Consider the following 16,813-nt stretch of genomic DNA (forward strand, 5'->3'; position numbering starts at 1 on the left):
ATAATAACATAATGGTGAAAAACGGGATATCTCTTTATATTTGTACAAAACTATTTTTTATGACTTTAATAAAATCGATTTCTGGAATTCGTGGTACTATTGGTGGTGCAGTTGATGAAAATTTAACCCCTATTGATGCGGTTAAATTTGCTGCAGCTTATGGAACGTGGATAAAGCAACAACGTCGTAAAGACAATTATAGAGTTGTTGTTGGGCGCGATGCCCGTATTTCTGGTGAAATGATTCAGAATTTAGTGATGCATACCTTGGTAGGCCTAGGAATTCATGTGGTTGATTTAGGTTTGTCTACAACACCAACTGTTGAAATAGCTGTACCTATGGAACATGCTGATGGAGGTATTATTTTAACCGCTAGTCATAACCCTAAGCAATGGAATGCCTTAAAATTATTGAACGCTAAAGGCGAGTTTTTAAACGGTGAAGAAGGTGAGAAAATTTTAAACATAGCCGACTCTAACGCTATGGAATTTTCAGAAGTGGACGACTTAGGAAAAATTACGGTGAATGATGCTTATATCGATTTACATATTGACGAAGTTTTAAAATTACCTTTAGTCAACAAAAAAGCCATTGAAGCTGCTAATTTTAAAGTGGTTGTTGATGGTGTAAACTCTACAGGAGGTATTGCCATTCCTTTATTATTAGAACGTTTGGGAGTTGAACCTGTAAAGTTATATTGTGATCCTACAGGGCATTTTCCTCATAACCCAGAACCTTTAAAGGAACATTTAGGAGATTTAGCTAAAGCCGTGGTTAAAGAACGTGCAGATTTTGGTATTGTGGTAGATCCTGATGTGGATCGTTTAGCTTTTATGGATGAAACCGGAGAGATGTTTGGTGAGGAATACACGTTGGTGGCCTGTGCCGATTATGTACTAAGTAAAACTCCAGGAAATACAGTAAGTAACATGAGTTCTACAAGAGCCTTACGCGATGTGACTGAAAAACATGGGGGAACTTATGAAGCGAGTGCCGTTGGTGAAGTTAATGTAGTGACCTTAATGAAAAAGAATAATGTGGTTATTGGAGGTGAGGGTAACGGTGGAATCATTTATCCAGAATCTCATTACGGACGTGATGCTTTAGTCGGTGTGGCACTATTTTTAAGTTTGTTAGCAGAAAAAGAAATGACCGTGAGTGCTTTGCGTGCGTCATACCCAAATTACTTTATGAGTAAGAAAAAAATTCAGTTAACCCCAGGTTTAGATGTGGACGGCATTTTAAAAACGATGGAAGCCAACTACAGTCATGAAAAGCTAACCACCATTGATGGGGTTAAAATTGATTTTGCAGACAGTTGGGTACATTTACGTAAAAGTAATACTGAGCCTATTATTAGAATTTATACTGAAGCGCCAACCCAAGAGGCTGCAGATACGTTAGCCGATCGTTTTATAGCAGAAATTAAAACGATTGCTAATCTCTAGTCAGAGTTAGCACTGAAGCATAACACAAGCGGAAGTAATTATAACAATTAAGAGCGATTTTAATTGTTAAAATGATAGAATGATGATTTTAGAAACACATACAGAAGAAGCAACAGCATTAGAATCTTACTTTGGTCAGTTTAGAGCGCATATCATTGGGCAAGATCAAATGTTTAACTCGCCTTATGGTGAGCAAAAAATAATTTATACAGATTGGACGGCTTCAGGACGTTTATACCGCCCTATTGAAGAAAAATTATGTAATGAATTTGGTCCCTTTGTCGCTAATACCCATACCGAAACAACGGTTTCGGGGACGGCAATGACTAAGGCATACCATAAAGCAAGGCATATTATTAAAGAGCATGTTAATGCCAATTCCGATGATATTTTAATCTGTTCTGGAAACGGAATGACCGGTGTAATTAATAAGTTTCAGAGAATTTTAGGTTTAAAAGTACCTGAAAACTTAAAGAGCTATACCAATATTCCGGATGAAATGCGACCTGTAGTTTTTATTTCGCATATGGAGCATCATTCTAATCAAACTACATGGTTAGAGACTGTAGCAAAAGTAGAGGTGGTTCCGCCAAATGAAGATGGTTTGTTTTGTCTGAAGAATTTAGAAACCTTGTTAGAGCAGTATAAAGACTGTACCATTAAAATAGCGTCTATTGTTGGTGGTTCTAATGTTACCGGAATTCAAATTCCGCATCACGATGTCGCAAAATTAATGCACCAACATGGTGGGGTTTGTTTTGTGGATTTTGCCTGTTCAGCACCTTATGTGACTATGGATATGCATCCAGAAGATAGAGAAGCCCAATTAGATGCCGTATTCTTTTCTCCTCATAAATTTTTAGGAGGCCCTGGAACCTCCGGGGTTTTAGTTTTTAATAAAAAACTGTATAAAAATATGGTGCCAGATTGCCCTGGTGGAGGTACGGTAAGTTGGACCAATCCTTGGGGTGAGCATAAATATATAGACAATATTGAAGACCGTGAAGACGGTGGTACCCCTGGTTTTTTACAAACCATAAAAACAGCACTTTCTATTCGTTTAAAAGAACAAATGGGAGTAGAAAATATTCTGAAACGCGAACATGAATTGGTAACTATTATCTTTGATAAGTTAGAAGGGATTTCCAATATTAACATTCTAGCCAGTCAGCATAAAGAGCGCTTGGGCGTTATTTCTTTTTATATTGATGACTTGCATTTTAATCTTGCCGTTAAAATATTAAACGATCGTTTTGGTATACAAACACGTGGTGGCTGTAGTTGTGCCGGGACCTATGGTCATTTCTTATTACATGTAGATCAGCAAATGTCGCATGAGCTAACCAATGAAATTTCAATAGGCGAATTAGTACGTAAGCCAGGATGGATCCGTATGTCTATTCACCCAACAACCACAAATGCAGAAATCAACTATGTTTGTGAATGTATCATAGCTTTAGCCGAGCAACATGAAGAATGGTCTAAGGATTATGAATACTCAAAATCTAACAATGAGTTTATTCATAGATCAGTAGCCGATGAGGCTTGTGCCTCTACAAATATTTATGCTTGGTTTGATTTGTAGTGAATTAGATAGCGTTACTACCCTAGCTTTAGGTGAAACTTTGGTTTAGGGTATTTTTGCTAAATAAACGGTGCGTTAAGCCCAAAATTAGTCCAATATATTTTTACTGATATTAGCCGTTTATAGGAAGCTTTCAAATGTCTTTTTTGAAGAATGTGAAGGTCTGAGGCTTTATAAGCCGTATTCGTCTAGGAGCATTGAGAATTAGTAAGATTTCCTTATTGAAATTCCACAGGAACCTTATCGCGGTGTTTCCAGCGTTTATGTGTCCAAAGATAATATTGTGGCGCTTCTAAAATTTGTTGCTCCACCATTTTAAAAAACAAATTTGTAATTTCAAAATTATCAAAGGTTTTAGGCTCCTCGGTGATGGTGGTAAAGGTGGTTTCGTAGTAACCGCGCTTAATGCGTTTTACACTAAAAAAGATCACTGCCATATCCAATCGTTTAGCAAGCATTTCAGCACCCGTATACATCGGTACTTTTATGCCCATAAATTCATTCCAATGAAAAGCTTTCGTGGCTTTTGGCGATTGGTCAGAAACAAAACCATTGATGGTGAGCTCGCCTTTTCGTTTAGAATCAAAAAGGACTTTATAGGTTTCTTTAGTGGTGATGAGGTGAGAGTTGTATTTCGCTCGTATACGTTTTACTAATCGATCAAAATACTTATTAGCAAGTCGCTTATAGACCGCATATCCTTTATGTTTTACATGTTTTTGTAAAATGAAAATCCACTCCCAGCTTCCGTAATGGGCACACATTAATATAATGCTACGTTGTTTGGCTTCTAAATCATTAATGAGCTCTAGATTGGTGAATTTGAAGCGTTTTTTCATCTGTGCTTCAGTAATGGTTAAAGATTTAATAGCTTCAACCATCATATCACAAAAGTGGTGGTAAAATTGACTTGTTATTGTAGCGATGTCTTGTTCCGATTTATCCGGAAACACTAACCTTAAATTGTCTTGTACTGTTTTCTTACGGTATCCTACAACACGGTAAACGAAAAAGTAAATCACGTCTGAAAGTCCATAGAGTAATCTAAAAGGTAATATAGAAATTAACCAAAGAATCGGATAGATTATGATGTAAGCAATAAGTTGCATTAAACAATATTAGGGTTGAAGCGCAAATATATTATATTTGATTTATAAGATTTAGAATTTATGTATAATTTAAGTATTGTAACCCTTGTAATTATTGCGGCAAATGCCCTGATTTCTTATAAAGGCTTTGGAGATCGTTTGTTTTTTGAACAGTATAAATTTAATGTAGGAAGCATCAAAAGAGGCGATCAAATAAGAATGATCAGTTCGGGGTTTTTACATGCCGATTTGACGCACTTGCTCTTTAATATGTTTACCTTATACATGTTTGCAGGCGCTGTAATTTCAGAATTAGGGGCGATTAAATTTGTTATTATTTACATTTCCAGTCTTATTTTTGGAAATCTCTTGTCCTTATATTTTCATAAAGATGAAGATTGGTACAGTGCTATAGGAGCCAGTGGTGCGGTGACTGGAATTTTATATGCTGCTATTTTATTACGTCCCGAAATGAGTTTGTATATGTTTTTTGTACCGATACCTATTCCTGGATATATTTTTGGAATTGGCTATTTGTTGTATTCCATTTACGGTATGAAAAATAGAATTGGGAATATTGGTCACGATGCCCATTTTGGAGGCGCTATTGGTGGTTATGCGGTCACCTTAATTATGATGCCCAGCTTGTTTCAAACCGAATTGTTGCATATCGGTATTTTAGCCATTCCTATTTTGATCCTTTTTGTGTTATACAAGACAGGAAAACTTCATTAAAAAGCTTTTATATTGAAATCTTTGAATTACTACGATCTCTGAAAGCCGTTTTAGTAGCGGTCATTTAGAGCAAAAAAAAGCTTAATAGTTTGAGACTATTAAGCTTTTTTTAATGGCGTTTTATGGTGCTTATAATTTTAAAAGTTCTTGCACTTTGAGTTCTAGAGCTTTTCCTCTGAGGTTTTTAGCAGCAATTCTACCGTGTTTATCTAGAATAAAAGTAGCTGGTATAGCATTAATATTATAAAGTTGCGCCACGGGATCTTGAAAATACTTAAGACTAGAAACATGTGTCCAAGTTAATTGATCTTGTTTTACAGCGGTCATCCAAGCCTTTTTAGGATCTCTTTGGTTTCTAGAACCGTCTAAGGAAACGCCTATAATTTCTAAACCTTGACTGTGGTATTTATTATATACGTTAACCACATTAGGGTTTTCACGACGACAAGGGGCACACCAAGATGCCCAAAAATCGATGATTGTTACTTTTCCTTTGACCTCTTCTAAGCTCACCATTTTACCTTTTGGATTGGGCGCTTCAAAATTTGGTGCAATTTTTCCAACATTAACTTGGGCTGTTTTTAAAAAGTCGGCCATTAATTTATCGAGACCTATTTTAACAGAAACTCCTTTTGGAGAGTTTTTAATTTCAGAATCTAAAAGCTCATAAGCCGCCATATAGCGTTCAATATCTACATTGTTTTTTCCGATGCCTTGTTCTATTAAGGAGAGGCTATAAAAACTAGAGCTATGATTTTCTATGAATTTTAATGGAGCTTCAGCACGTTTTTGTTGGGCCACAACATAAAGTTTAGAAATAGAATCTCTGATAGATCTGTCTCGGAGCTGTTGTTTCAACTGTTTTGCCTCTTCTACGAGTTCTAATATTTGTTTTTGGTACGCTTTATAATCGGCATGAGATTCAGAACCCGTCACAATAGAGGCAGCGATATCATCCTTATTAACTTCAACGGTGATATGTTTATTTTCTAACATAAAATTCAGATCACCTTTCACCGAATTAATAGAAATTAACGATAAGGAAGGCGTCATAACTTTACCCGTAAATGAAAATTTTTCATCCACAACAATGGCGGTATCAATAACTCTAGAGCGACCGTTTTGCTGTTTAATTTTTAGGTAGGCTCGCACTCCGTTGTAAACCCCTTTTGCTGTAGCATCAATAAGGTAATCCGTTCTTTTGGGCTCTGTTTTACAAGCGACAAAAAGTAAGCTAATGAGTGTAAGGGTTAAGATTTTTTTCATGTTGAAACTGTTTTTAGGCTGGTCGTTTTAAGGTGTTACAAATATAAAAACAAAGCTGTAATAGCAAACCTTAAAAACGGATCTCTGAAGTTGATGATGATAATATTTAACCAATCCCATAATTTACAATACTTTTGTAGCAAAGAATTAAGAATATGCATAACGATACTATTGTAGCCTTAGCAACCCCATCGGGTAGTGGTGCCATCGCGGTAATACGCTTGTCTGGACCTGAAGCCTTAACCCTGGCCTCAAATCAGTTTAAGTCGGTTTCTGGAAAAGATCTAAAGGCACAAGCCACACATACCATTCATTTGGGCCATATTGTGGACGGTGAAAAGACGATAGATGAAGTATTGTTATCGCTTTTTAAAAACCCTAATTCTTATACCGGTGAAGATGTTGTAGAAATATCTTGCCACGGCTCGTCTTATATTCAACAAGAAATTATACAACTCTTTATAAGAAAAGGTTGCCGCATGGCGACTGCAGGTGAATTTACATTAAGAGCCTTTTTAAACGGGAAGTTAGATTTAAGTCAGGCTGAAGCTGTTGCCGATTTAATTTCTAGTGACAACGAAGCTTCACACCAAATCGCTATGCAGCAAATGCGTGGTGGTTTTTCTTCGGAAATTGCAAAGCTTCGTGAAGAACTTTTAAATTTTGCCTCTTTAATAGAGTTAGAGCTTGATTTTGCTGAAGAAGATGTAGAGTTTGCAGACCGCACGCAGTTTAAACAATTGATAGAGCGCATTGTTTTTGTATTAAAACGACTAATAGATTCATTTTCGGTAGGGAATGTGATAAAAAATGGAATTCCTGTAGCTATTGTTGGTGAACCTAATGTTGGGAAATCGACCTTACTAAACGCCTTATTAAATGAAGATCGCGCTATTGTTTCCGAAATAGCAGGAACCACGCGAGATACCATTGAAGACGAAATCTCAATAGGAGGGATGGGCTTCCGTTTTATAGATACGGCAGGAATCCGTGAGACTAAAGATGTTGTGGAAAATATTGGAATTAAGAAGACCTTTGAAAAAATTGAACAGGCCCAAGTGGTTATGTTTTTAGTCAGTAGTCTACAATTAGCAGCGGGTGAGGAGGCCATTTCATCCTTTTTAATAGAAATTGAAAAAGTAAAAAATAAATTTCCACAGAAGCAATTGCTTGTGGTGTTGAATAAAATTGATCAAATTACTGATACCGACTTAGGTCAGATCTCAACCGCTTTAAGAACGCAAGCCTCTAATGTAATTCCAATTTCAGCTAAAACGGGCTTTGGTGTAGAGCAACTCACCGATCAACTCTTGAATTTAATAAACACCGGAGCATTAAGAAATAATGAGACAATAGTGACCAATTCACGTCATTATGATGCCTTATTAAAAGCCTTTGAGGAAATTCAAAAAGTACAATACGGCTTAGAAACGAACTTGTCTGGGGACTTGCTAGCCATAGATATCCGTCAGGCTCTATATCACTTTGGTGAGATTACAGGTGAGATTACTAACGATGATTTGTTAGGGAATATCTTTGCTAATTTTTGTATTGGAAAGTAATTACACTTCCTTTGGTTGACTAAACCCTTCTTATTCTTGCTGTTAAGAGTTTTTACCTTCTCTTTCTTGTTGCTAATTTGCCTTTATTTTCTTATATTTGGTTTCTAATTTGTTGTTATAGAAACAAGTTTTGTTGCTAACAACAAGTTTGCTGTTACAGAAACAACCGCAAAACTTTTTGAGATATGAAGGTTACACTAAGAAAACGAAATCAGGGAGGTAAGACCAGTTTATACTTGGATTACTACCATAAAGGAAAACGTAAAACAGAGTATCTAAAACTTTACTTAGACCCTAATGCCAAAACTAAAGACGATAAGGAAGTCAATAAAAAAACACTTCAATTAGCTGAGACAATCAGAGCACAGCGACAAATCGAAATCCAAAACGGTGTTTATGGTTTCCGTGATAATGAAAAACTAAAAGGAAGCTTTACTAATTACATTCAACTTCTTACGGATAAGAGAAAAGATAGTACAGGCAACTATGGCAATTGGGATAGTATGCTAAAACATTTGAAAAAGTATATTCCAAATGATTTGTCTTTTGCAGAAATTGACAAGAACTTCGTTAGAGGATTTAAAGAATATCTTGATAAAGAAGCTTTAAAACCAAGTAATCAACCTCTTTCTCAAAACTCAAAGTATTCCTACTTCAATAAATTAAGAGCTGCATTAAAGCAAGCAGTTAAAGATGATATTCTACCAACAAATCCAGCTGAAGGTGTAGATGGTTTTAAACAAGGAGAACCTCAACGAGAGTTCTTAACGCTTGAAGAATTACAAGCTGCGGTAAAAGAGGAATGCGAAATACCACAAATTAAAACAGCATTCATTTTTTCTTGCCTTACTGGATTGCGTTGGTCTGATATAAATAAGTTGCTTTGGTCAGAGGTACAGCATTCAAATGATATGGGGTATTACATCCGTTTCAGACAGAAGAAAACCAAGGGAGCGGAAACCCTCCCTATTTCAGAACAAGCCTTTGGCTTGCTTGGTGAACGTCAGGATAAAGACGAAAGAGTATTCAAAGGTTTAAAGTATTCAGCTTGGCACAACGTAAAGTTGCAACAATGGATGATGAGAGCAGGAATATCTAAAACTATAACCTTCCATTGTGCAAGACACACCTATGCAACCTTACAGCTATCCGCAGGAACCGACATATATACGGTTTCAAAATTGCTTGGTCACAGAGAATTAAAAACCACTCAGATTTATGCGAAGGTAATAGACCAACAAAAGAAAGAAGCCGCTAACCGAATCAAACTGGATTTATGAGCAAGCAAAACAACACATTAGATAAAATCCTTGATTATGAGTTAAGACCTTGGCTTCCTCAAAATAGTTTGGATGATGTATTTGCTTCAAAATTTCGCAGCTTAAAAGAATACACTCCAAAACAATCGTTGCAGTTTCAAATTGACTTTTATAGACCGTTTGACAATAAAACTAAATACTATTCAAGGCTTATTCAGAATACTGTTAAGTCAGATTTTGATAAGTTATACCAAACCATTGATGAAGATAGAAACGAAAATCTAATACGTTACTATTTAAACGATACACTCAACAAGAGATTAAAAACAAGGTTGAAAGACCTTGGCAACCTTCTAAAAGAAAAGGATTATGCACTTACGTACATAAATCCTAAAAACACTTCCCACCAATTAGACCAGGTACATAAAGCCAACACCTTTATAATGCAGTTACTAAAACTTGCTTATATGCAATTGTACTTGGAGGTGCAGGAAGCTTTCAAAGATTGGGTAGATGATGATTTGATTGTGGAGGACTTCTATACTCAACTATTAAACGAGCCAATTCCCGAAAAACTACCTATCAGAAAACTACAAGTTATTGAAGTTGCTCCAGTACCAGTCAAAAAACCTAAGCCAAAGCAAACATCCAAACCAATTCAGTTTAATTCTTTCACTTACAAACAGTACAACACAAATCCTGATAAACTTGGTGATTTATGGGATAGCTTAAAGCTCAACAAATTCATAAGTGCCGATACACCTTTAGCTACTTTCAAGAAGGTGTTTTCAGGTTCTGAAATCAATATACCTATTACTTGGACTGGTAATATCAGTGAGCTTTTTTACTTCGTAAAACGCATTCACAAAGATTTACAGCTTATAGAAGATTTAAAGCAAAAGCAATGGCAAGTAACCTGCATTTGTTTTTTAGATGAAAATGGAGAATTGTTTGACCGTTCAAAATTTAGGTCATTGAAAAGACCAAACCTCACAGGTGATAAAATAGATAGTGCCGTAAACCTATTAAAATAGGTTACTCTGCACTTTACACTTCCTATTCTTTTTCAGTTTTTATTTAGCCCTTGTTCTAAACCGACAAGGGTTTTTTCTTTTGTTTTCCCACTCTGCACTCTGCACTCTACACTGCACCTTGTTTCTGCACCCCAAAACAGCCTTGAAGTCAATCTACTTTAGCACTGTATTCGGGAATCGGATATGACTTTTGGCCAAAAGTCTTTTACAAATTTTCAAACCCATAATAAGATGGAAGAGATTTTAAAAAGACTTGAAATTATCGAGAAACACGTATTAGACCAAAATCTAATACTAAAGAATGTACTCAACTTCAATGAAGCTTGTAAGTACTTGGAATTATCGCAATCACACTTGTACAAACTCACAAGTGCGGGAAGCATTCCACATTACAAACCCAACGGTAAGAAACTCTATTTCAACCGTGAGGAATTAGACCAATGGCTATTGCGTAACCGCAACGCCACTAATGACGAAATCGAGCAGCAAGCAGCTGATTATCTAATTAGAAAAGGGAGGGTAAAGTTATGATTGAGATTGTAGACTTAATCCTGAACCTCTCTCAGGAAGTAAAGACGATAAAAGCATACTTGCAGCAAATCCACCAATCACGGTTAGAGAGTTTTACTGAAGAGTGGATTGACGGACAAGATGTAATGCAAACGCTTCACATCAGTAAACGTACTCTGCAATCTCTACGAGATAGCGGTACGTTACCGTACAGCCGAATTAACGGCAAGTTTTATTACAAGCTTTCAGATTTAGAAAGCCTGATGGAAAAGAATTATTCACACAGAAATTCATCAGGTAATGGAAATAAATAAGGAAGCCATATTGAACAAAACACATTACGGCCTAAATATTTATGCCTATGTGCTACGACAGTATTATCCGGGCGAAACAGTTCTTTCCCTTTCGGGAAGGGACTGTAAACCCGCTAAAAACCCATTCAATGCAGATAAACCTACATTGATAGTTAAGGTAGTAGATAATTGTGCAGTGCATACAGATTGTGAAGAAGCTATCACAGACGGTAATGTATTTGAATTTGCATCACTACATTTTAAGCTTTCAGGTCAAGAATTACTTGATAAGCTGAATGATGTATTGCATTTGCGTATTGGTCAGAAAAACGGTTTTTATAATCAGGAGGATGAAATATTTACAGAACCTGAACCCGAAATTATAAAACCAAAACCCCCAGTATTCAGCTATTTCAAAAAACCTATTACCAATGTAGTACCCACAAAAGAGATAACCTTGATAGAGGTTTACAACCTCATCCAAAGCAATGAATTTGCTACGTGTACAAGTACACTACGCAATATTCAAGATGTAAAGGAAGCCCGAAAATACAAAGCGTTCAATTTCGATTATGTCACCTTCTCAGGTGCATTTTCAAAGCGAAATGATAAACACATTAAAAAACATTCAGGACTTCTAACCATTGACTTTGACCACATCAGTAATATTTCCAAACTAAAAGAAGAACTTATCAAGGATGAATACTTTGAAACCGAGCTTCTTTTTACATCCCCTTCTGGTGATGGCTTAAAATGGATTATTCCAATTGAGTTAACCAAAGTCAAGCATCAAGACTATTTCAAGGCGGTTGCCAATTACATCCAACACACATACAGCTTGGAAGTAGATGGTTCAGGTAAGGACATTTCAAGAGCTTGTTTTTTACCTCACGACCCCAATGTATTTATCAATCCAAAATATTTATAGATGATGGAAAAGAAAACGTTTAATCCGTTGGAGTGGATAGAAAACCCAAACCAACAACAGCAACATACAGAACAGAATTATCAACCAGTTACAGACAACAATTTAGAAGTTGAGAAAGTTATTCAAAACATAGAAGCAAATCATATTGATATTGCCCCTAATTACAATGATTGGATTAACATAGGCTTTGCTTTTGCTGATGAATTTGGAGAGTCTGGAAGAAGCTTATTTCAAAGAGTAAGTCAGTATTATTCTGGTTACAATGCTAAGGAGTGCGACAAGCAATTTGACAATTGCCTAAAGTCTAAAGGTCAAGGTGTATCGATTAAAACCTTTTTCTTTCTTGCTAAACAAGCAGGAATTTCAATCATAACGCAATCAAATGACCAGTATAATACTAACAATACCAATTACAAATCATCCAAAGCTCCACCTATTCAAGAACACCAGGAAGAAGAACCGATAAAGGAGATTATGCCAACATTCCCTAAATCCTTATATCCTGAGCTTCCTGAATACCTGCAACAAGTGATTGCTGTAGCTACATCAGATGAAGAAAGAGATATATTACTCTTAGGTTCTTTGGTGTCAATTAGTGCCTGTTTCCCGAAGTTATACGGCATTTATGATGGCAAGAAAGTATTCAGTAATCTCTTTCTATTTATTACCGCTCAAGCATCCGCAGGAAAAGGGCGTTTGGTGCATTGTCGTCAATTAGTAAATCCTATTCATAAGGAATTGAGAGATGAAGCCAAATTACATAAGCAACACTTTGAATTGGATATGGCGGAGTATAACGCCAACAAAGGAAAAGTTGAAGGCGTAGAAAAACCAGCTCGACCACCTGAAAAAATGCTCTTTATTCCTGCAAACAATAGCTCAACAGGAGCATATCAATTATTAGGCGATAGTGATGGAAAAGGATTGATTTTTGAAACCGAAGGAGATACTTTAGCACACGCCTTTAAAAGCGATTACGGAAATTATAGTGATGGTTTCAGAAAAGCATTCCACCACGAAACTATTTCCTATTACCGAAGAACAGACCGTGAGTTTGTAGATATTGAAAGCCCTTGCCTTTCGACAGTTCTTTCAGGTACACCAAAACAAGTTTCAGCTCTTATTCCAAGTGCAGAAAACGGCTTATTCAGCCGCTTTATATTCTACTTTATGAATGTAAAGCCTGTTTGGAAAAACGTATTTGAAAGCACTACCGATAACGGTTTGGATGATTATTTTGAAAACTTAGGCAACCAATTCTACGAACTGTATAAATTGCTCAAAAGCAATGGAGAATTTCAATTCTATTTAACAGCAGACCAACAGGAGCAATTCAATCAGTTCTTTAGTGAAATACAAGGCAAATATCTTAACCTTCAAGGGTTGGACTATATGGCTACTATTCGCAGGTTAGGGTTAGTTGCATTCCGTTTCTGTATGCTTTTTTCAGCATTAAGGATATTGGAAACAGGAGACACCTCTAATAAGCTCATTTGTGAAGAAAGAGATTTTCAAGCCTCTTTGGCTATGATTAAAGTATTGGTGAAACATTCAAGCAAAGTCTTTGGTGAACTCCCACAAGAAGAAACTAAACCAAGCCGAATGAACCGCAAAGAGAAATTCCTCCACGCATTACCAAAACACTTCAATCGTCAGAAGTATTTAGAAGTTGCTAAAAATCTAAACATTCCTGCAAAGACAGCCGAAGGGTACATCACCAGTTTTATCAAAGCTAACCTCATTCACCGTGAGCAACAGGATAATTACATAAACCTATCTATTGAGGAAAATGAGGATATTAAGGAAGCTAAGGATTAACTATCCTTGGTTTCCTCTACTTCCTTAAAATCCTTAAAATGTAGGCTATGACCATCAGTTAATTATCTGTTTAAAAAATCTCTACCCTTTTACGGTTTTCCTTCCTTTTATTTCCTTTTTTCTTCTTATATTGGACAAAATTTGACAAGTCAAAATATAAAAGGTCGTGAAATTAGGCAATCGTATTAAAGAGCTTAGGGAAAGTCAGGGATTACTCCAAAGACAACTCTCAGCACAGTTAGAAATTGACACACCTATGTTTAGCAAGATTGAACGTGGAGAGCGTAGAGCGAAACGCGAACAGGTGCTAAAAATAGCTGAGTTACTAAAGGTTGATACACAGGAGTTATTAACCCTTTGGCTTACAGACCAAGTATTAGAGGTGATTTTAAATGAAAAACAGGCTTTACAAGCTTTGAAAATGGCGGAAAAAGACATTAAAAACAAGACTAAATAGAGAATATTAGAATGGCAAAAAAGAAAGAAACCAAGCAAGAACCAATAGAGAAACAGCTTTGGAAAGCAGCAGATAAGCTGCGTAAAAATATTGATGCAGCAGAATACAAGCATATCGTTTTAGGCTTAATATTTCTAAAATATATATCAGATTCTTTTGAAGAACTCTATGCCAAATTAAAAGCAGGAGAAGGCGAATATGCAGGTGCTGACCCAGAAGATAGAGATGAGTATAGAGCAGAAAATGTATTCTTTGTGCCACCTTCCGCAAGATGGTCTTACTTACAAGGTAGAGCCAAATTACCTGAAATAGGTAAAGACATTGACAATGCAATGGATGCTATTGAAAGAGACAATGCATCACTAAAAGGAGTACTACCCAAAGCATTTGCCAAAGAGAATTTAGACCCAACCAGTTTAGGGCAACTCATTGACTTGATTAGTAATATTGCTTTAGGTGATGAAGTAAGCAGAAGTCAAGATTTATTAGGTAAAGTATATGAATATTTCTTGGGAGAATTTGCATTGGCTGAAGGTAAAAAGGGCGGACAATTCTACACACCAGAGAGCATAGTAAAATTATTGGTAGAAATGCTACAACCTTATAAAGGTAGAGTATTTGACCCTTGTTGTGGTTCAGGCGGTATGTTTGTTCAGTCTGAAAAATTCATATTAGCTCATCAAGGTAAAATCAATGATATATCCATTTATGGGCAAGAAAGCAATCAAACCACTTGGCGTTTGGCTAAAATGAATTTAGCCATTAGAGGGATAGACAGTTCACAAGTAAAATGGAACAATGAAGGCTCATTTTTAAACAATGCACATAAAGATTTAAAAGCAGATTACATTATCGCAAATCCGCCTTTTAATGATAGTGATTGGAGCGGAAATCTTTTAAGAAGTGATGCAAGGTGGTCTATCGCACCACCTCCAATAAACAATGCAAATTTTGGTTGGGTTCAACATTTCTTATATCACTTAAATAATGAAGGAAAAGCAGGGTTTGTTCTATCAAATGGTGCGTTATCGTCAAACACTTCTAATGAAGGAGAAATAAGGTCAGAATTTGTGAAAAGAGACTTAGTAGAATGTATTGTTATGTTGCCAAGTTCATTATTCTTCAATACAGGTATTCCAGCTTGTTTGTGGTTTATGAGAAAACAAAAAACCAAAAGAAAAGGTGAGATTTTATTTATTGATGCTTCTGATTTAGGATATATGATTAATCGTAAAAACAGGGCTTTTGCCGAATCTGATATTCAGCAAGTAAAAGATACATATCATAACTGGTTAAATAATCCAAGTGAATATGAAGATGTTAAGGGCTTTTGTAAGTCAGCAACACTTGAAGCTGTAGAAAAACATAAATATGTTTTAACTCCAGGAAGGTATGTTGGCATTCCAGACCTTGAAGATGATGGTATTCCTTATGAAGATAAGATTAATGAAATTCAAAAGGATTTAAGTTTTCAATATGAAGAATCAAAAATAATTGATGAATCCCTATTAAAGAACCTTAAAAAAGTTGGTATTGAATTATGAGCGAAAGGATAGAAACAGAATTAGGTTTACTTCCTAAGGATTGGAATTTAGTACCATTGGGTGATTTACTTTACATAAAAGGCCGTATTGGTTGGAAAGGTTTAAAAAAATCTGAGTACATCCAAGAAGGCTATGCTATAATAAATGGTGAGCAAATAAAAAATGATGAAGTAAACTGGGCTACAGTAGGTCGCATTCCAAAAGAAAGGTATGACGAAAGTCCAGAAATTATGCTTCAACAGGATGATATTTTAATGACTAAAGATGGTACTATTGGAAAAATAGCTTATGTAGATAAATTACCAGAGCCTGCAACTGTGGCAAGTGGTGTTTTTGTTATTAGACAAAATTCTGAAAAGCTAAATCAACGCTATTTATACAATTATTTTAGGTCTCATTTTTTTAAGCATCTAATAAAAAGTAGAACAGAAGGTTCTGTAATACCTCATTTATATCAAAGAGATTTTAAAGAGATGTTGATTCCTCTTCCTAAACCCAAGGAACAAGAAACAATTGCTGATACATTATTTAGTATTAGCAGAAAAATTAAAAATTTAGAATCAACGAATGAAACATTATACAACTTAGCTAATATCATTTTTGAAGAAAATATAAAGCTTGATAATGAAAGTGATAATTCAATTAGTACTGAAATAGGTTTAATACCGAGTAACTGGCAGGTTGTCAAATTGATTGATTGTCTTACCATATTAATAGACAATAGAGGTAAAACACCTGTATATGTTGAGGAAGGAATACCCGCTTTAAGTGCAAAGTTTGTAAAAGGTGGTGAAATAATTCGCCAACACCAAATGAATTACGTTAGTCACGAACTATGGGAAGCAAGTGAGAAACTTCAAGAAAAGGATATAATTATGACTTCGGAGGCTCCATTAGGTGAGCTGTATTTTGTTTTAGGTAACACTAATTATTACCCTGCACAAAGAGTTTATACATTAAGAACTGACAAAGCAATTCTTCCCCCTGAATATTTGTATTTATGGCTTAATTCACGATATGGTAAATATCTTGTTTCAAGAAGGGGTTCTGGCTCTACTGTTCAAGGAATTAAACAATCCGAACTTAAATTAGTGGAAGTCTTAATCCCAGATGAAAAAACAATTGAAAGACTAACGCCAATTTTTCAAGACATTTTTAAAAAAAGGCAAATCAATTTTGATGAAATAAAAACATTAAAGCATTTAAGAAAAACACTTTTGCCACGATTATTGAGTGGAGAAATCAGACTTGATTAGTATCTAAAAATCATTAAAATTAAAAATCAT

The 16,813-nt window shown here is 35.6% G+C and carries 15 protein-coding genes; 13 read left to right on the forward strand and 2 right to left on the reverse strand.

What is annotated here, in order from left to right; all coding sequences use genetic code 11:
* The first annotated feature begins 59 nt into the window (after positions 1-59).
* Positions 60-1,448 (forward strand): phosphoglucosamine mutase, encoded by a 1,389-nt coding sequence (gene glmM, locus DFQ08_RS06815; protein ID WP_114309062.1) that lies wholly within the window; start codon positions 60-62, stop codon positions 1,446-1,448.
* 79 nt (positions 1,449-1,527) lie between these two features.
* Positions 1,528-3,033, forward strand: coding sequence for an aminotransferase class V-fold PLP-dependent enzyme (locus tag DFQ08_RS06820; protein ID WP_114309063.1), 1,506 nt, complete (start codon positions 1,528-1,530; stop codon positions 3,031-3,033).
* 218 nt (positions 3,034-3,251) lie between these two features.
* On the opposite strand, the gene DFQ08_RS06825 is transcribed toward DFQ08_RS06820, so the two are convergent.
* A complete protein-coding gene (locus DFQ08_RS06825; RefSeq protein ID WP_114309064.1) occupies positions 3,252-4,142 on the reverse strand; it encodes a lysophospholipid acyltransferase family protein in 891 nt (296 codons plus the stop codon).
* Between the two features lie 60 nt (positions 4,143-4,202).
* Here DFQ08_RS06825 and DFQ08_RS06830 point away from each other — a divergent pair, with 60 nt between their 5' ends.
* Positions 4,203-4,856 (forward strand): rhomboid family intramembrane serine protease, encoded by a 654-nt coding sequence (locus DFQ08_RS06830; protein ID WP_114309065.1) that lies wholly within the window; start codon positions 4,203-4,205, stop codon positions 4,854-4,856.
* A gap of 129 nt (positions 4,857-4,985) precedes the next feature.
* Here the strand turns inward: DFQ08_RS06830 and DFQ08_RS06835 are convergent, their stop codons facing one another.
* Positions 4,986-6,122 (reverse strand): TlpA disulfide reductase family protein, encoded by a 1,137-nt coding sequence (locus DFQ08_RS06835; RefSeq protein WP_114309066.1) that lies wholly within the window; start codon positions 6,120-6,122, stop codon positions 4,986-4,988.
* Positions 6,123-6,277: 155 nt separating this feature from the next.
* On the opposite strand from DFQ08_RS06835, the gene mnmE reads away from it, so the two are divergent.
* The 10 genes from mnmE (at position 6,278) to DFQ08_RS06885 (ending at position 16,783) form a co-directional block, all read left to right on the forward strand.
* Entirely contained in the window at positions 6,278-7,684 is a 1,407-nt protein-coding gene (gene mnmE / locus DFQ08_RS06840) for a tRNA uridine-5-carboxymethylaminomethyl(34) synthesis GTPase MnmE (RefSeq protein ID WP_114309067.1), read from the forward strand.
* A 185-nt stretch (positions 7,685-7,869) separates the two neighbouring features.
* Positions 7,870-8,964 carry a site-specific integrase gene (locus DFQ08_RS06845; protein ID WP_114309068.1) on the forward strand — a complete coding sequence of 365 codons (1,095 nt, stop codon included), beginning with the start codon at positions 7,870-7,872 and terminating at the stop codon, positions 8,962-8,964.
* Positions 8,961-9,977, forward strand: a complete 1,017-nt coding sequence (locus tag DFQ08_RS06850) for a DUF6617 family protein (RefSeq protein WP_114309069.1) — start codon at positions 8,961-8,963, stop codon at positions 9,975-9,977. Before DFQ08_RS06845 ends, DFQ08_RS06850 begins: the two co-directional genes overlap by 4 nt.
* A gap of 183 nt (positions 9,978-10,160) precedes the next feature.
* On the forward strand, positions 10,161-10,508 hold the full coding sequence (locus DFQ08_RS06855) for a helix-turn-helix domain-containing protein (protein WP_245935391.1): 348 nt from the start codon (positions 10,161-10,163) through the stop codon (positions 10,506-10,508).
* Complete coding sequence (locus DFQ08_RS06860; protein ID WP_114309070.1) at positions 10,505-10,801, forward strand: helix-turn-helix domain-containing protein; 297 nt, start codon at positions 10,505-10,507, stop codon at positions 10,799-10,801. The genes DFQ08_RS06855 and DFQ08_RS06860 overlap by 4 nt, the downstream gene beginning before the upstream one ends.
* Positions 10,788-11,708, forward strand: coding sequence for a BT4734/BF3469 family protein (locus DFQ08_RS06865; RefSeq protein WP_114309071.1), 921 nt, complete (start codon positions 10,788-10,790; stop codon positions 11,706-11,708). Before DFQ08_RS06860 ends, DFQ08_RS06865 begins: the two co-directional genes overlap by 14 nt.
* A 27-nt stretch (positions 11,709-11,735) precedes the next feature.
* Entirely contained in the window at positions 11,736-13,526 is a 1,791-nt protein-coding gene (locus tag DFQ08_RS06870; RefSeq protein ID WP_245935392.1) for a DUF3987 domain-containing protein, read from the forward strand.
* A gap of 166 nt (positions 13,527-13,692) precedes the next feature.
* The gene (locus DFQ08_RS06875) at positions 13,693-13,983 is read left to right on the forward strand and encodes a helix-turn-helix domain-containing protein (protein WP_114309072.1); all 291 of its coding nucleotides are present in this window, start codon (positions 13,693-13,695) and stop codon (positions 13,981-13,983) included.
* Positions 13,984-13,994: 11 nt separating this feature from the next.
* Positions 13,995-15,527: a type I restriction-modification system subunit M gene (locus tag DFQ08_RS06880; RefSeq protein WP_114309073.1), complete on the forward strand. Its 1,533-nt coding sequence runs from the start codon at positions 13,995-13,997 to the stop codon at positions 15,525-15,527.
* A complete protein-coding gene (locus tag DFQ08_RS06885) occupies positions 15,524-16,783 on the forward strand; it encodes a restriction endonuclease subunit S (RefSeq protein WP_114309074.1) in 1,260 nt (419 codons plus the stop codon). Before DFQ08_RS06880 ends, DFQ08_RS06885 begins: the two co-directional genes overlap by 4 nt.
* The last annotated feature ends 30 nt before the right edge of the window (positions 16,784-16,813 follow it).

It is taken from the genome of Winogradskyella arenosi (assembly GCF_003337305.1).
GTDB classification, from domain to species: Bacteria; Bacteroidota; Bacteroidia; order Flavobacteriales; family Flavobacteriaceae; genus Winogradskyella; species Winogradskyella arenosi.

What these genes read in the sequence shown, in the direction of transcription:
- glmM (WP_114309062.1), top strand. Translation starts at nt 60, where the DNA reads ATGACTTTAATAAAATCGATTTCTGGAATTCGTGGTACTATTGGTGGT.
- DFQ08_RS06820 (WP_114309063.1), top strand. Translation starts at nt 1,528, where the DNA reads ATGATGATTTTAGAAACACATACAGAAGAAGCAACAGCATTAGAATCT.
- DFQ08_RS06825 (WP_114309064.1), bottom strand. Translation starts at nt 4,142, where the DNA reads ATGCAACTTATTGCTTACATCATAATCTATCCGATTCTTTGGTTAATT.
- DFQ08_RS06830 (WP_114309065.1), top strand. Translation starts at nt 4,203, where the DNA reads ATGTATAATTTAAGTATTGTAACCCTTGTAATTATTGCGGCAAATGCC.
- DFQ08_RS06835 (WP_114309066.1), bottom strand. Translation starts at nt 6,122, where the DNA reads ATGAAAAAAATCTTAACCCTTACACTCATTAGCTTACTTTTTGTCGCT.
- mnmE (WP_114309067.1), top strand. Translation starts at nt 6,278, where the DNA reads ATGCATAACGATACTATTGTAGCCTTAGCAACCCCATCGGGTAGTGGT.
- DFQ08_RS06845 (WP_114309068.1), top strand. Translation starts at nt 7,870, where the DNA reads ATGAAGGTTACACTAAGAAAACGAAATCAGGGAGGTAAGACCAGTTTA.
- DFQ08_RS06850 (WP_114309069.1), top strand. Translation starts at nt 8,961, where the DNA reads ATGAGCAAGCAAAACAACACATTAGATAAAATCCTTGATTATGAGTTA.
- DFQ08_RS06855 (WP_245935391.1), top strand. Translation starts at nt 10,161, where the DNA reads ATGACTTTTGGCCAAAAGTCTTTTACAAATTTTCAAACCCATAATAAG.
- DFQ08_RS06860 (WP_114309070.1), top strand. Translation starts at nt 10,505, where the DNA reads ATGATTGAGATTGTAGACTTAATCCTGAACCTCTCTCAGGAAGTAAAG.
- DFQ08_RS06865 (WP_114309071.1), top strand. Translation starts at nt 10,788, where the DNA reads ATGGAAATAAATAAGGAAGCCATATTGAACAAAACACATTACGGCCTA.
- DFQ08_RS06880 (WP_114309073.1), top strand. Translation starts at nt 13,995, where the DNA reads ATGGCAAAAAAGAAAGAAACCAAGCAAGAACCAATAGAGAAACAGCTT.
- DFQ08_RS06885 (WP_114309074.1), top strand. Translation starts at nt 15,524, where the DNA reads ATGAGCGAAAGGATAGAAACAGAATTAGGTTTACTTCCTAAGGATTGG.